The following is a 15,275-nucleotide window of genomic DNA, read 5'->3' on the forward strand; positions in this document are numbered from 1 at the left end:
TGGAGTTTTTAGCTCCCCACATATTTCACAATAATACTTGCTTCAATCTCTCCTTGTTCTTTTCCACCCTCTATTCTTTGTTTCATCTTATCCATACCAATGACATCATTTGTGTGAAAGTGGATTTCCTTAACATATAATCCCTCTTTACAAAAAATATTTACGAAATCAAATCCATTACTCTGCCGCCATCCCATATTAAAGTCGAGAGAAATAATATTTACCTCATTCTCCCTAACAAATTGCAAGGCAGTTTCTACTGTAGTTGAGGGCACATATCCGAACGGACAACTTCTTTGATCATCCATATATATATTCATTCTCTATCCCCCTCTATTTTGAATACACAATTAATACATAACATATTGCTCCAAGACTAATAAAAGGGCCAAATGGAATTGGTTTACTTGCTTCTATACGCTTTAATAAAATACCCATCCCGAAAAAACAAAGACTAAAATAAGACGCTAAAAATAAAATAATAAAAACCCCTTTCAATCCCACTATAAATCCAAGTAGCGAGAGTAATTTTATATCCCCTCCACCAAGCCCTTCTGGATATATCTTTTGCATACAATATAACAAAAAGAGTATAACCCCACTACCAACTATACTATCTATCCACGTAACTAACGGTACAAAAATACATTCTAAAATAAGCAGAAAAGCAAACGAAATTAAAATACGATCAGGAATTAACATATATATATAATCTGTAACGGAAATAATAAGAAGTAACGAAAAAAGTGATAAAATGATGAGAAGCTCTCGTTCTACTCCAATCATATATACAGTAAGAAAAAATATTGTACCGGTTACAAATTCAAATACTACGTACAGAATCGGAATTCCCCTCTTACAATTCGTACAGCGCCCTCTTTGTATACAAAATGAAATGATTGGAATTAGTTCTTTTGGCTTTAGTACATACTTACAATAATGACAATGCGAACGCGGTGTAATAATAGACTCGCCTAAAGGAACCCTTATTGCGATTAGCATAAAAAAAGAACCAAACACCATACCCACTAACAATGCATATATATAAGTGAACATCCCTTCCTCTCCTTTCCAAAAGAACATAGCAAAAAAAGGAGAGAACTTCTACTTCATATTATCCTTTATTCTACTAAAAAAGCAGGCCATTTTCTGGCCTGCTTTCCCCTCTTTTATACGATGAAATATACCGCTTTTAATGGTCCGTGTACTCCGACAACAAGATTCATTTCAATGTCAGCAGAGTTACTAGGTCCTGTAATAAAGTTGATACAAGATGCCGCTGTCTCGCCATTTTCTACACGTGAGTTCATATCCTGAACTGCTTGCGTAATACGAGGCACAAGTGTTTCACGTGGAATAATAGCAAAGTATACAGTCGGTAAAAAGTGTAAAGAACGTCCTTGCCCTTTATGACTTTGTACAACAATTGTACCAGATTCAGCTAATGTATAATCACTAAATGCAATACCGATATTCGCTTTTTCAGCTATACGCATATTTTCGTCTTTTCTCTCTGGATCCCATACGTTTACTTCAATATCTCGCTTTGGAAGTTCTTCTTTAAATAAAGATGTTAAACCATATGCATCAAAGCGTTCATCTGCTGATAATAAAATAGGTCCCCCGCCGTTTTCCATGATTACTTTTTGAAGGTCTTCATACAAACGATCATTTGTCGTTTCTACTACAGTTGTATGAATGTTTGTACATTGCTTTTTAAATACTTCTAGTAATTCTTCTTGTGAATAATCTTTTAACGTTTCTATATTCACATTACTTTTCCATACTGGACGCTCGACACCTTCTCTTTTACGCGCACGCCCAAGTTCTTTTGCAATGTTATCTAGAAAGGAATCACGGTTTTGAATTAATCCTGCCATTATTTATTCCCGCCTTTCTTATGATCTTTATACCAATCACGGAATCTTTCTTTACTTGGCGCTGGGAATTCACGAATATCCGTCCAGTTTTTAAGTGGTCCAACACCTTTTGATACACGGTTACCAGATGTGAATGGACTCATTGCTGCTGGTGCCATTTTTGATCCCATTTTGTATAATGCAGCTGAAGAAGCACCCATACTAAACATTTTCATCGCTAATTTTTCTGCAAGTGGCGCACGTCCTTCTTGTTCAACGATTACTTGGCGATGCTTTAATAATAAATCATGTAATGGAATTTTTACTGGACAAGCCTCTGTACATGCTCCGCATAAACTAGATGCATAAGGAAGCTCTTTGTAATCATCATATCCACCTAAAAGTGGTGTTAATACCGCACCGATTGGTCCTGAGTAAATCGATCCATATGAATGTCCACCAACGTGACGATATACAGGACATACATTTACACAAGCTGCGCAACGAATACATTGCAATACTGAACGGAATTCAGATCCAAGAATTTGAGAACGACCATTATCAACAACAACTAAATGGAACTCTTCAGGTCCATCAACTTCCTCTTCTTGAATTGGTCCTGCTACTGTTACATAACTTGTTAACTTTTGACCTACCGCACTACGGCATAGTAAACCAACTAAAACATCTAACTCTTCCATCGTCGGAACCATACGTTCCATACCCATTACTGCTATTTGTGTTTTCGGAATCGACATAACAAGATCCGCATTACCTTCGTTCGTTACTAAACAAAGAGATCCCGTATTTGCAACAGCGAAGTTACAACCCGTCACACCAATTTCTGCATCCATAAATTTCTCACGAAGTTGTTTACGAACAAACTTTGTCATCTCATATGGATCATCAGAATTTTCATAGCCAAGTTTTTCTTTAAATACATCGCGAATTTGCGTTCTATTTTTATGAAGTGCAGGCGCAATAATATGTGAAGGTGGATCGTTATCTACTTGCAAGATATACTCTCCTAAGTCACTTTCTAACACTTCACAACCAATTTCTTCAAGCGCATGGTTCATACTAATTTCTTCTGTTACCATCGACTTTGATTTCACTACTTTTTTCGCTTGTTTCTTTTTCGCGACGTCTTGAATATACTTTGCTGCTTCTTCTTTCGTTTTCGCAAAGTACACATGGCCGCCTCTTTTTGATACATTTTCACTTAACTGCATTAAGTAATAATCAAGATTTTCTAACGTATGTTGACGAATTTGTTCACCTAGTTCACGCCACTCTTCCCAGTTTCCCAATTCGTCCGCTGCTTTTAATCGATTCGTATATAAACGCGTTTGTGCAGAAGATACTGCTCCGCGCATAAACGAATCTTGAATTCCATCGCCTACGCGATCATTAAATTTTTTCTCACTGATTTTCATAGACATAGCTTATGTTCCCCCTTCATGAGCGACTATTCAGTACCTCAGCAATATGCATTACTTTTACTTCTTTTCCTAAACGCTCAATTCGTCCGCCAATGTTTAACAAACACCCACAATCTGCACCGATTAAATAATCAGCACCTGTTTCCATTACACTATCTACTTTTTCATCTACCATTTGCTCAGAAATCGGAGTCATCTTAACTGAAAACGTTCCCCCAAACCCACAACAATTTTGCACGTTTGGCAGTTCTCTCACAGTTAATCCTTTTACATTAGACAATAAAATTCCTGGTGCCTCTTTTACTCCAAGCAGGCGTGTCATATGACAAGACTTATGAATAGTAGCTATTCCTGGTAAACTTGCACCCACATCTGTCACTTTTAAAACATCTACAATAAATTGTGTAAATTCATATGTTTTATCAGCAACCTTTTGTGCACGTTTAGCCCATTTCGGGTCATCTTTAAAAACATGCGGATACTCATGAAACATTGTCGCACAAGAGCCAGATGGCGTAACGATATATTCTGCATCTTCGAAAGTCTCAATCATATGTTTCATCGCTTCTTTTGCTGCTTCTACATGGCCGCTATTATAAGCAGGCTGACCACAACAAACTTGTGCTTCCGGAAATTCAATTTCACAACCTAAACGCTCCAACACTTCAACTGTTGCTTTACCGACATTTGTTTCAAACATATCGACTAAACAAGTAACAAATAAAGTAACTTTCATAATTATTACTCCCCCTCTTTACAACTTCGCCAACAAACATATGGTCATCAGATGACTTGAGAGAAAAGAAATAGGCTCAACCATGACCTATCCTCTCCCTTTTCTAAAGAAAACGCTTACTTAATCTTTCTCTATTTTATCAGAAAATTAGATTTTTTAAAGATTAAATTACGAATTTATATCGTTTCTACCTGTGACAATATGTTCTACATTTGTTAAATGATCTAGCATTGCTTGCTGCGCTAATTCTACATCTTGTTTTAAAACCGCATCATATATAACTTGATGCTCTTCTATAAGTCGTTCTGATGTCGTTTGTTCACCATATAAAATAATGCGTCTTGATTCACCAATCGTTTCAGCAATCATCTCTGAAACATGATTCATGAGTTCAAGCAAAATGCTATTATGCGAAGACTCTGCAATTCCCATATGGAACTGAAAATCTGCTTTTTCGCCAGCCTTTTCATCTCCAATGCTCTTTGCCATTTCATCTAACCAATGTTTCATATTTTGCAAATTATCTTCCGTACGTTTTGCCGCTGCTGCTCGAACTGCCCCCACTTCAAGCACCTTTCGCACTTCTAATAAATTCAAAATATCTTCTTTCTTCATTAATAATCTATTGTTTAATGATTTTGTTAATGAAGAAGAATCAAAGTTCTTCACATATGTGCCTTCTCCTTGCTTCATTTCAATTAAGCCCATCGCTCTTAGCGCACTTAACGCTTCACGAACAGCAGATCTGCCAACTTGAAACTGCTCAGCTAATTGATGCACAGGAAGTAGCTTGTCACCAGGTTTTAACGTACCATTTTTAATCATTGTTAAAATAGCTTCAGATACTTCTTCGTAAATTTTTTTCGGTTTAATAGATTTGTACTCCAGTTAAATCACCTCAGTATCTTCCAAACAACAATTGAAACGATTTATAAGAACTTAGCATCCATACCTATTTTAGAACGAATTGGTAAGAAGTACAAATGTTTTGTTCATAAAATAGTCAAATTTTTAATATTTATTTGCTATTAATTTATATCTATTCCTATATTCATTTACATTCAATTGAAAAAGCATGTCCTTCACATTAGAACATGCTTTCTTCATCTTGTATGTTTAATTTAATAAATACTGTTGTTCCCTTACCTTTTTCACTTTCTATTTTCCACTCACCATCATGTATATGAACAATTTGCCTTACAATCGCAAGACCTAAACCTGTTCCACCATGTTGGCGACTTCTCGCTTTATCAACTCGGTAAAAACGCTCACCAAGATTCTCTAAATGCTCTGCATCAATACCTATTCCTGTATCCTTTATTTTCAACTTACAGTAATCGTCTATTTGCTCTAGCGTTATTATGATATTCCCGTTTTGATTTGTATACCGTATCGCATTATCTAACACGTTATGAAGAACTTGTTGCATACGATCTTCATCAATCATTACGATAATTTCAGGATTTAAATTCGTTGAAATACGAAGTTTTTTTTCTATAAACTTTAGTTCATACGTATCTAACACATCTTCAATAAGCTGCGAGAACACAATAGGTTGCTTCTTTAGAGGAAAATGTTCACCTTCTAGTTGCGCTAAATCTAATAAATCATGAACGAGACGCTGCATACGATCCGCTTCTTTATGAATAAGCTGCGTCACTTTTTCTTGCTGCGGTCCCTTTGCTACACCATCTAAGATAGCCTCACTATATCCTTTTATATAACTAAGCGGTGTTCTAAGTTCATGCGAAACGTTAGCCAAAAATTCCTTACGCTTTACATCTTCTGTTTCTAAAGAATGCGCCATTTTATTAAATGCTTTTCCTAATCGTCCAATTTCATCTTCTGAAGAAATGGTAATCCGCTCCGAGAAATCTCCAGTAGCGAAATGATTGGCAACCCGCTCCATTTGCGAAAGCGGCTTCGTAATCGCTATAATAATTTTTCTCCCAATCCATATCGTAATTAAAATCATAGCAATTGCTAGCGGGGCTAAAATAAGACCCATATCATATATTAAGTCTTTTATACTTTTTAAAGGAATATAAGAATATACAATTCCAACTAACTTTTTATTATCTAAAACAGGGATAACAACACCCATAATATTCCGATCAAAATGTTCTTCATATCCTACCTTTGTCACCGTTTTACCATCTAGTAGTGTTTGTCTATCCCCTTCACTTATAAGAGAATGATGATGCACATCAAAAGGCAAACATGCGCTTAGATCACGTGGATTGGAAACGAAAAGAACGTCTGAACTAGATATTTGATCAAATGCTCTTACTTTCTCTTCAAAAGTTGACATTCCTTCATTCTTATCATATTGCGTTGCAAGACGCTTTCCTTCCATTACTAATGAGTCTTTTAAATTATCAACGTATAACTTTTCATACGAGTATAAAGATACAAAATAAAGAAAGGAAACTGTTACACATACTGCACATACTACTGTAAGCCAAAGCTTTTGTACCATCGTAAACATACGTTACACCTCAAATTTATAGCCTACACCCCAAACAGTTTGAATGTAGTTTCCACTTTCTCCAAGTTTCAAACGCATCGTTTTCACATGTGTGTCTACTGTTCTTGTACTTCCCGCATAATCATACCCCCACACCTTTTCAAGCAATTGTTCCCGGCTAAATACTTGTCCTGTATGTTGGCAAAGGAAATATAGTAAATCAAACTCCTTTACTGTAAGAGAAATCGGATCGCCATCTGCCTCAATCCTCCTACTTTTTTCATTAATAAGAATGGGACCAAATTGAATCTCCTCTTGCTGTTCTTGCTTTGTATAACGTCTTAGTACAGCTTCCATACGAGCAATTAATTCACCTGGACTAAACGGCTTTACAATATAATCATCTGCTCCCATGCGTAAACCGTTCACCCTATTCCACTCTTCACCTTTTGCCGTTAAAAATATAATTGGCACATCTGACGTTTTTCGAATCTCTTTGCAAACTGAAAGTCCATCCATCTCTGGCATCATAATATCTAATACAACGAAATCATAATGATCTGACTCTAATTTTTTAAGAGCCTCTTTTCCATTTTCAGCTTCTCCCCACTCGTATCCGAAGTTATCTAAGTACATTCCGACAAGTTGCCTCATGTCACTTTCATCATCTACAACTAGCACTCTATATTTACCCATTGTCCTTCCCTTCCCTCTCTATGAGTTGAAATGGTCCTTTTCCGACTTTAATTGTTTGTTTTATTTTCATACTCTTCATATCCATGACGCACACTTCATCACTATCATAACTTGCTACATATCCTTCTGCCCCGCTTTTCAAAAATGCAAATGGATTCGAGCCTACTTCAACGGAAGCTACCTCTTTATACGTACTAATATCAAATTTTCTAAGCGTATTCGAACCATGGCTTAATGCATATACGTACTTATTATCTTTCGTTATGTTCACAGGCATAAACGGAGCGTGTAAAGAACGTACCATTTCGCCGCTCTGTAAAGAATACACTAATACTTTCTCATTCACTTGATTTCCATCACCATGTCCGCCAATCCATATCTCTTTTCCATCCGGACTAATCGTTGCTCCTGTTGATGCTGGTGGAATCATAAAGGATTGTATAACCTCTTTTTTCTTTGTATCAATTGTCGTTAGCTTCGTATCATAAAAGTTTAGTACAGATAACTGGTTATGATACTCTACCAGGGTTATCGGTCCTTTTCCTGTTGAAACACTTCCTGTCTCTTTCCCTTCTATCGTAAAGAACCTAACCTTTTGTGCATTTTGATCGGCGGCAAACAATTGTTTTTTATCTTCTGATACAACCACATTTACAATGCCTTTTCCAGTTTTATATTTTTCCACTTGCCTTCCTTCTGCTAGTGAATATACATACATGTATTCTAACTGCTTACCATATACAAGTATGTCCTCGCCGTTTGGAAGTAGTGCAATTCCTGCCATCGGTTCATTTAATTCCCATGTCGTAATTAATTTATTAGTTTTTTTATCAATAAAACTAATACTGCCTTCTTTTATATTCGTTGTTATAATAATACTCTTATCTTCAGTAATTGGTGTATATGAACTTCCTTGACACCCTACTAATAGAAATAAAAAACAGAGAAGAAAAACATACTTTCTCAAAAGATTCCCTCCATTTTCGAATGATTTCGTTATAATTGTAAAATAACAAATAAATGTGTGGAAAGTGTGAAATCTTCCTTTCTTATTCAACTTACATATATAATGTACAACAAATAGAATTTGAGGTGTGCAAATTATGCTTTTTCCTGATTTAGCGAATAAAATTGTACGGGAAGTACGCAGACTAATTACAGAAAATATTATTATCATTAATATACAAGGTGTTATTATCGCCAGTACAGATGCAAAAAGAATCGGTCAATTTCATGAGGGAGCACTCCGCTGCGCGAAACAAAAGAAAACCGTCATCATTACAAAAGAAGATGAACGACGGTTGCAAGGTGTAAAAGCCGGGATGAATCTTCCTTTACTATTTCATGACGAAGTAATTGGTGTTATTGGAATTACAGGAGAACCCGACAATATTTCACAATACGGAGAAATATTACGGAAGATGACCGAATTATTAATTCATGAAAACTATTTTTTAGAGCAATTAGAACTTGAACACCGTTCTTATGAAGCATTTGTCTTTGATTGGCTTCAAAATACAGACTGGTCTTCAAGTTTTCTCGATCGTGCAAAAACACTTGGCGTTGATTTATATAAGAAGAAACAACTTATTTTGTTTTCGATTGATCAAAATGATACGATGCTCCAGCGTAAAGTTTGGCAACATATTCGCAATCTATTAGCAAAAGACCATCTATTTGTTCGCTGGGGAAATGATCGATTTATTTTATTTTCAGCGATGAGCTCTAAAGAACAAACTTACCTATTTTTAAAACGGTTAAAACATGACTGTGAAACTTTATTTTCTATCCCTTTATATATGGGGATTGGGCAAACCGTTACGCCAAGCAAGATGCACATATCATATGAACAAGCACTACGAGCGCTTTCTGTGTCACTTGAAACGAAAAAAATTGTATTTAATGAAGATTTACGTTTAGAAATGTGCTTACAAGATATTTCTATCGAAACGCGAGAACAGTTTCTAGAGCGTACCATTGAAAACTTAGTACAATCTCCTGAGCTCATGCACACTTTACGTTTATTTATCGATTATAACCAATCTTATAAACAGACAGCTGAGCAATTACATATACACATTAATACATTGCATTACCGACTAAAAAAAATTGAAGAACATACCGGACTTGATCCGAAACAATTCAAAGATTTAAATGTTTTATACTTCGCACTCCTTTTATTAGATAATCATACAAAAAAGAACGATAAAACAGATTAATCTTCAGATGATTATACATAGAAAGAATCCTCCAACTTTTTTATCATTATAATGAAAGCACTGTTACAACGTTTTTATTATGACTAAACACGTTAACAGTTTGAGGGGGATTTCCAATGTTAGAAAAGCAAATTATTCATTCATTCGTATCCATTGTTGGCGAAGATAATGTAGATACATCCAATATGGGGCGCTTAACTTATAGTTATGATGCCACTCCAAACTTCCAAGCAATGCCTGATGCAGTCATTGCTCCTCGTAATACAAATGAAGTAGCTGAAGTGTTAAAAGTATGTAACTCTCACAAAATCCCTGTGTATGTTCGTGGTTCTGGAACAAACCTTTGTGCAGGAACTTGTCCACTAGAAGGCGGTATCGTCCTTATTTTCCGCCATATGAACAATATTTTAGAGATTGATGAAGAAAATTTAACAATTACCGTACAAGCTGGTGTCATTACACTTGATATTATTAAAGCAGTAGAAGAAAAGGGATTATTTTATCCGCCAGATCCAAGCTCGATGAAAATTTCTACAATCGGCGGTAATATTAATGAAAACTCAGGCGGATTACGTGGGTTAAAATATGGTGTAACACGTGATTATGTAATGGGTCTTGAACTTGTCTTACCAAATGGTGATATCATTCGTACTGGTGGTAAATTAGCAAAAGATGTTGCTGGTTACGATTTAACTCGTCTATTTATCGGTTCTGAAGGAACACTTGGAGTAGTAACAGAAGCGATATTAAAACTTGTTCCTATGCCTGAAACGAAGAAAACAATGCTGGCACTCTACGAAGATATTAATGAAGCTGCACGTGCTGTTTCTTCTATTATTGCAAATAAAATTATTCCAGCGACACTTGAGTTTTTAGACCAACCGACAATTGAAGTTGTAGAAGAGTTTGCACAAATCGGTTTACCAACTGACGTAAAAGCAATTTTATTAATTGAACAAGATGGTCCACCCGAAGTGGTCGATCGAGATATTGAAAAAATGGCTAACGTTTGCCACTCTATGAATGCAGTTGATGTTCGCGTTGCAAAAGATGAAGCGGAAGCAGATGCACTTCGTACAGCACGCCGTAGCGCACTATCAGCACTTGCAAGATTAAAACCGACGACAATATTAGAAGATGCAACAGTACCTCGTTCACAAATTGCTCCGATGGTTGAAGCTATTAATGCCATCGCAAAAAAATTTAATATTCCTATTTGTACGTTTGGACACGCTGGTGATGGAAACCTACATCCAACTTGTATGACAGATGCCCGTAATGAAGAAGAAATGCACCGTGCTGAACAAGCTTTTGCTGAAATATTTGCGAAAGCAATTGAGCTTGGTGGTACGATTACTGGTGAACATGGTGTTGGGGCGATGAAAGCTCCCTATTTAGAAATGAAATTAGGTAAAGAAGGTATTGCCGCTATGCAAGGGATTAAACAAGCCTTCGATCCAAATAACATTATGAATCCTGGAAAGATGTTCGCGAAAGACACTCGTAAAAGAGTGGTGGTTGAGCGATGACAACATTAAATAAAGAAAACATTCAAAAGGAATTTAAAGAACGATTAAGTGAAGATGAGCTACTAAACTGTATGCGCTGCGGGTTCTGCTTACCTACTTGCCCTACTTACATTCAATCTGGGTATAAAGAATCACATTCACCGCGCGGACGTATCGCATTAATGAAAGCTGTCGTTGATGGTTTAATCGAGCCAGATGAAGATGTTGAAAATACTTTAAACGTTTGCCTTGGCTGTCGTGCTTGTGAACCTGTTTGTCCATCTGGTGTGAATTATGGACATTTATTAGAAGAAGCCCGTGATATTATTAATCAAAATAAAAAATTCTCTATGCCAGTGAAAGCCGTTCGTAAAATCGTTTTTGAAGGATTATTCCCACATCAAAATCGAATGAGAACTTTAACTGGACTTATCGGATTTTACCAACGTTCCGGCTTACAAACGTTAACTCATAAAACAGGTATTATGAAGTTATTCCCTGAAACACTTGCAACGATGGATCTCGTTTTACCAAAAGTCCCTAAAATGAAAGCAATGAAAGATCGTCCTACATTTTTATCTGCTGAAAGTACAAAGAAAAAACAAGTTGCATTCTTCACAGGCTGTTTAATGGATACGATGTTTTTAGAAACAAATAACGCAACGATGAAACTTCTTCAATTAGCCGGTTGTGATATCGTTATCCCGCAAACACAAAGTTGCTGCGGTGCATTACATGGACATGCTGGTGAAAAGAGTGGAGCAAAAGAATTAGCGAAACGAAATATAAAAGCATTCGAAGACTTAAACATCGACTATATTATTACGAATGCAGGTGGTTGCGGGGCTTACCTCGTAGACTATGATTATCTTCTAAAAGATGATCCAGAATGGGCTGAACGTGCAAAGCAGTTTGTTTCTAAAATTAAAGATATTACCGCTATTCTAGTAGAACTAGATTTCCATAAACGAACTGACTTACGACTCACGCCGCAAATTATTACGTATCAAGATTCTTGCCATTTACGTAACGTTATGCGAACATCTTCTGAACCTCGTATGCTACTAGAAGCCATTCAAGGCGCAACATACCGTGAAATGAAAGATGCGGATCGCTGCTGTGGTTCGGCTGGTATATACAACATTGTACACTCAGAATTATCAATGGAATTTCTAGATTATAAAATGGACCGTGTACATGAAACAGATGCAGCAACAATTGTCACTGCAAATCCAGGGTGCCTATTACAAATGAAACTAGGTATTGAACGTGAAGGTCTTTCTCATAAAATGAGAGGAATTCACATTGTAGATTTATTATTAGAAGCAATTGAAACTAACTCGTAACATACGTAATAATAGGAAAACGGCTATCTCCTTCGTCTATGTAAAGAGATAGCCGCTTTTTTGTCTGCTACAACATTAAAAATATGTTACTTTATTATAAAAAAGAACAACAGAAACATTACAGTTTTGTAAAAAACAATCCAGTATATTCCTTAAAAAAACGTTCAAACCATTGATACAATAGGATTCTTCATTTTCAATATAGGTACATTTATCCAAAAACCTCCTATTAAAACGAAGTATAAAAATGCTGAAAATTCCTTTTACACTCTACGTTTCTCTTATTTCTCTCCTTTTCTCTCCTTAGGATAAATTAGGTAAATTTTAAGTCTATGAATTTTTTTCCATCTTTTTTCTCGTAAATTGTATGCTACGATGGATTTGTCAGTCAGACAGGCTGTCAAAAACAAATCGTGTGAAAACAAATTAAAACTTTATATAGGGGGACACACATCATGAAAAAGCGTGTTTTATTATCTGTAGCTGCTGCAACAGCTCTTACTTTAGGAGTATCTTCTTTAGATGCACAAGCTGCAACAGTACAACCATCTAACATAAATGTTCAAAATATTCAGCATTCAAAAGTGATGATGAAGCAAATGAACCAACAAGAGTTACAAGCATTCTTACAATCTATGGGAGTTGAATCATTAGCACAATGGCAACAAGGAAACTTCCAACCAAATTGCTTCGTTCCTGGTCAACAACCTACTGAAAATGTTGTAACTGAGCAACCAACAGCTAAGCCAGAAACTCAAAAGCCTGTTGAACAAAAACCTGCTGAGCAAAAGCCTGCTGAACAAAAGCCAGAAGCTCAAAAGCCTGCTGAAAACAATAATACGCAAAAACCTACAGAACAAAAACCTGCTGAGCAAAAGCCTGCTGAAGAAGCAAAATCTTTAAGCGAGTTCGAACAACGTGTTGTTGAATTAACAAACGCTGAGCGTACAAAACAAGGCTTACCAGCACTAAAAATCGATACTGAATTAAGCAAAGTAGCGCGTGTTAAATCTGAAGATATGCAAAAAAATAACTACTTTGATCATAACAGCCCTACATACGGGTCTCCGTTTGACATGATGAAGAAATTTGGTATTTCTTATACATCTGCAGGTGAAAACATCGCTCAAGGCCAACGTACACCTGAAGAGGTAGTACAAGCTTGGATGAACAGTGCTGGACACCGTGCAAACATCTTAAATAACGGCTTCACTCACATCGGTGTTGGTTATGTAGAAAGCGGTAACTACTGGACACAACAATTTATTACGAAGTAAATAGATAAAAAGAGTCTTCTCATAATGAGAAGACTCTTTTTAAGTTTCGTAACTTTCTATTATGTATGAATATAAAATGTAGGACATAAACAAAATAGATCCGCAACTTATTACGCTAAGCAATACATAAAATCCCCACTTCAAGTTCAAAAACAAGGAAAACAGTATACCACATGCCATCACTTGAAAAATTCGTCTACTCACTAAACGAATTTTTTGTAATTTAATTGGATCTTTTTCTTTACCCTTTATCTTTTTAAAATCTTTGCTAAGCATAAAAAGAAACATACTAATCCCGATCGTTAATCCTGTCTGAAAGGATATAAAACTTCCAAAATTAATAACGAGAATAAGCATATGAATAAACAACATAAATAAAGTAATCGTCTTTATAAATCCGCCTATAATGAAATGCTCTCCTCCATTAAACTTATATATATTATGTGAAATAATATACACAAATCCATGTAAAAAAATAATAAGAACCGGAATAAATGCAACAACAACTTGTTTACTCATAAATTCGTTCGGCCCACCATTTTCGTTCCAATGTACTGCCAAACGTTCTGGTAAATATGGATAGATGCATAGGGTAAATAAAAGACAAGCGAAAAATATTCCTAGTATATATTTATATTTGACCAAGTAATTCTCACCTCTCTTTTCTCTTTACGGCTTCGCTTCTTTTAGAGAAATTCCTGCAAAAATTTACTTTTCTCAAATTAAAACTTACACTTTACACATTTTCCCTTTGAAATTCTTTCATTATATTGTTTAATTTTGTAGGAAACGGTACATCAATTTCGATCTCTTCTTTCGTAATTGGATGCAAGAAATTAATTTTCATTGCATGTAACGCTTGCCCTGACATATATGTTGTTTGTCCACCATATAACACATCCCCAACTAGCGGATTACCATTATGGCTCATATGCACACGAATTTGATGCGTTCTACCTGTTTCTAATTGTAAGGTTACAAAGGTTGTATTGTGCTTTTTAAAATACTTTTCTACTTTATAGTATGTAATAGCTTCATCACCCTTTGGGGAAACACGACGTCTCGTAGCATGATGTCGATCCCTTCCAATAGCAGCGTCAATTGTACCCTTCTTCTTTTTCACTTTCCCTTCAACAAGCGCAGCATACGTTCTTTTTATTTTTCGTTCCATTAATAAACGATCCATAATCGCGCCAGCAATTCTATGTTTAGCAAACACGACACCACCTGTCGTATCTTTATCTAAACGATGAATATGGCGAACCTTCGTCTCTAAACCTTGCATTTGAAAATGAAAAGCAACAAGGTTTGCAAGTGTTCCCGTTCCACCTTTTTCGGCAGGGTGCGTGTCCATTTTCTCTGGTTTATTTACGATAAGTACGTGATCATCTTCATATACTACGTGTAGCTCACCATATTCTGGCTCTACACCGTACTCTTCCTCCATAAACATGTGAACTTGGAATTTATCGCCCTCTTTTAAAAGCTCATTCCATCTTCTCTGTTCACCGTTAACAGTAACACCTTTTTCCATACGAAGCTGATGTAATAACTTTTTCGGTAGTTCCCATTCTACTTTTAATAACGATTCGATACTTATACCAGTCCATTTAGCCGGTACAGTAATTTCGCACCATTCGCCCTTCTTCTTTGTTTCCATACTATATCACCTTATTTCTATTGATTCTCTCATTGTAACGGAAAACACGCTTTGATGCATCGTCA

The 15,275-nt window shown here is 36.0% G+C and carries 15 protein-coding genes; 4 read left to right on the forward strand and 11 right to left on the reverse strand.

Annotated features, from left to right (window positions below; translation table 11 throughout):
* Positions 1-8: 8 nt before the first annotated feature.
* The 9 genes from JDS92_RS02560 to JDS92_RS02600 form a co-directional block, all read right to left on the reverse strand.
* Entirely contained in the window at positions 9-320 is a 312-nt protein-coding gene (locus JDS92_RS02560) for a cyclic-phosphate processing receiver domain-containing protein (protein ID WP_199631461.1), read from the reverse strand.
* A 13-nt stretch (positions 321-333) separates the two neighbouring features.
* A complete protein-coding gene (locus tag JDS92_RS02565; RefSeq protein ID WP_015000258.1) occupies positions 334-1,083 on the reverse strand; it encodes a prepilin peptidase in 750 nt (249 codons plus the stop codon).
* 86 nt (positions 1,084-1,169) lie between these two features.
* Positions 1,170-1,880 (reverse strand): LutC/YkgG family protein, encoded by a 711-nt coding sequence (locus JDS92_RS02570; protein ID WP_000907756.1) that lies wholly within the window; start codon positions 1,878-1,880, stop codon positions 1,170-1,172.
* A complete protein-coding gene (locus JDS92_RS02575) occupies positions 1,880-3,301 on the reverse strand; it encodes a LutB/LldF family L-lactate oxidation iron-sulfur protein (RefSeq protein WP_000061931.1) in 1,422 nt (473 codons plus the stop codon). Before JDS92_RS02575 ends, JDS92_RS02570 begins: the two co-directional genes overlap by 1 nt.
* A 16-nt stretch (positions 3,302-3,317) precedes the next feature.
* A complete protein-coding gene (locus tag JDS92_RS02580; RefSeq protein ID WP_000869145.1) occupies positions 3,318-4,037 on the reverse strand; it encodes a (Fe-S)-binding protein in 720 nt (239 codons plus the stop codon).
* A gap of 168 nt (positions 4,038-4,205) precedes the next feature.
* Positions 4,206-4,895, reverse strand: coding sequence for a FadR/GntR family transcriptional regulator (locus JDS92_RS02585; protein ID WP_254903113.1), 690 nt, complete (start codon positions 4,893-4,895; stop codon positions 4,206-4,208).
* Between the two features lie 229 nt (positions 4,896-5,124).
* Entirely contained in the window at positions 5,125-6,525 is a 1,401-nt protein-coding gene (locus JDS92_RS02590; RefSeq protein WP_000494807.1) for a sensor histidine kinase, read from the reverse strand.
* Between the two features lie 3 nt (positions 6,526-6,528).
* Positions 6,529-7,200, reverse strand: a complete 672-nt coding sequence (locus JDS92_RS02595) for a response regulator transcription factor (protein ID WP_000521658.1) — start codon at positions 7,198-7,200, stop codon at positions 6,529-6,531.
* On the reverse strand, positions 7,193-8,167 hold the full coding sequence (locus JDS92_RS02600; RefSeq protein WP_001234168.1) for a YncE family protein: 975 nt from the start codon (positions 8,165-8,167) through the stop codon (positions 7,193-7,195). Before JDS92_RS02600 ends, JDS92_RS02595 begins: the two co-directional genes overlap by 8 nt.
* A gap of 136 nt (positions 8,168-8,303) precedes the next feature.
* On the opposite strand from JDS92_RS02600, the gene JDS92_RS02605 reads away from it, so the two are divergent.
* The 4 genes from JDS92_RS02605 (at position 8,304) to JDS92_RS02620 (ending at position 13,550) form a co-directional block, all read left to right on the forward strand.
* A complete protein-coding gene (locus JDS92_RS02605) occupies positions 8,304-9,419 on the forward strand; it encodes a CdaR family transcriptional regulator (RefSeq protein WP_199631462.1) in 1,116 nt (371 codons plus the stop codon).
* A gap of 116 nt (positions 9,420-9,535) precedes the next feature.
* Positions 9,536-10,948 carry a glycolate oxidase subunit GlcD gene (glcD, locus tag JDS92_RS02610; protein WP_000890749.1) on the forward strand — a complete coding sequence of 471 codons (1,413 nt, stop codon included), beginning with the start codon at positions 9,536-9,538 and terminating at the stop codon, positions 10,946-10,948.
* Positions 10,945-12,273 (forward strand): (Fe-S)-binding protein, encoded by a 1,329-nt coding sequence (locus JDS92_RS02615; protein WP_000209622.1) that lies wholly within the window; start codon positions 10,945-10,947, stop codon positions 12,271-12,273. The genes glcD and JDS92_RS02615 overlap by 4 nt, the downstream gene beginning before the upstream one ends.
* 455 nt (positions 12,274-12,728) lie before the next feature.
* Positions 12,729-13,550, forward strand: coding sequence for a CAP domain-containing protein (locus JDS92_RS02620; protein WP_199631463.1), 822 nt, complete (start codon positions 12,729-12,731; stop codon positions 13,548-13,550).
* A gap of 39 nt (positions 13,551-13,589) precedes the next feature.
* On the opposite strand, the gene JDS92_RS02625 is transcribed toward JDS92_RS02620, so the two are convergent.
* Both JDS92_RS02625 and JDS92_RS02630 read right to left on the reverse strand, forming a co-directional pair.
* A complete protein-coding gene (locus JDS92_RS02625) occupies positions 13,590-14,195 on the reverse strand; it encodes a DUF1648 domain-containing protein (RefSeq protein WP_000241828.1) in 606 nt (201 codons plus the stop codon).
* 91 nt (positions 14,196-14,286) lie between these two features.
* On the reverse strand, positions 14,287-15,210 hold the full coding sequence (locus tag JDS92_RS02630) for an RluA family pseudouridine synthase (protein ID WP_098138272.1): 924 nt from the start codon (positions 15,208-15,210) through the stop codon (positions 14,287-14,289).
* Positions 15,211-15,275 lie beyond the last annotated feature (65 nt).

This window comes from Bacillus cereus group sp. N12 (assembly GCF_016483575.1).
Taxonomy (GTDB): domain Bacteria; phylum Bacillota; class Bacilli; order Bacillales; family Bacillaceae_G; genus Bacillus_A; species Bacillus_A toyonensis.

What these genes read in the sequence shown, in the direction of transcription:
- glcD (WP_000890749.1), top strand. Translation starts at nt 9,536, where the DNA reads ATGTTAGAAAAGCAAATTATTCATTCATTCGTATCCATTGTTGGCGAA.
- JDS92_RS02620 (WP_199631463.1), top strand. Translation starts at nt 12,729, where the DNA reads ATGAAAAAGCGTGTTTTATTATCTGTAGCTGCTGCAACAGCTCTTACT.
- JDS92_RS02570 (WP_000907756.1), bottom strand. Translation starts at nt 1,880, where the DNA reads ATGGCAGGATTAATTCAAAACCGTGATTCCTTTCTAGATAACATTGCA.
- JDS92_RS02575 (WP_000061931.1), bottom strand. Translation starts at nt 3,301, where the DNA reads ATGTCTATGAAAATCAGTGAGAAAAAATTTAATGATCGCGTAGGCGAT.
- JDS92_RS02565 (WP_015000258.1), bottom strand. Translation starts at nt 1,083, where the DNA reads ATGTTCTTTTGGAAAGGAGAGGAAGGGATGTTCACTTATATATATGCA.
- JDS92_RS02590 (WP_000494807.1), bottom strand. Translation starts at nt 6,525, where the DNA reads ATGTTTACGATGGTACAAAAGCTTTGGCTTACAGTAGTATGTGCAGTA.
- JDS92_RS02630 (WP_098138272.1), bottom strand. Translation starts at nt 15,210, where the DNA reads ATGGAAACAAAGAAGAAGGGCGAATGGTGCGAAATTACTGTACCGGCT.
- JDS92_RS02560 (WP_199631461.1), bottom strand. Translation starts at nt 320, where the DNA reads ATGAATATATATATGGATGATCAAAGAAGTTGTCCGTTCGGATATGTG.
- JDS92_RS02580 (WP_000869145.1), bottom strand. Translation starts at nt 4,037, where the DNA reads ATGAAAGTTACTTTATTTGTTACTTGTTTAGTCGATATGTTTGAAACA.
- JDS92_RS02615 (WP_000209622.1), top strand. Translation starts at nt 10,945, where the DNA reads ATGACAACATTAAATAAAGAAAACATTCAAAAGGAATTTAAAGAACGA.
- JDS92_RS02595 (WP_000521658.1), bottom strand. Translation starts at nt 7,200, where the DNA reads ATGGGTAAATATAGAGTGCTAGTTGTAGATGATGAAAGTGACATGAGG.
- JDS92_RS02605 (WP_199631462.1), top strand. Translation starts at nt 8,304, where the DNA reads ATGCTTTTTCCTGATTTAGCGAATAAAATTGTACGGGAAGTACGCAGA.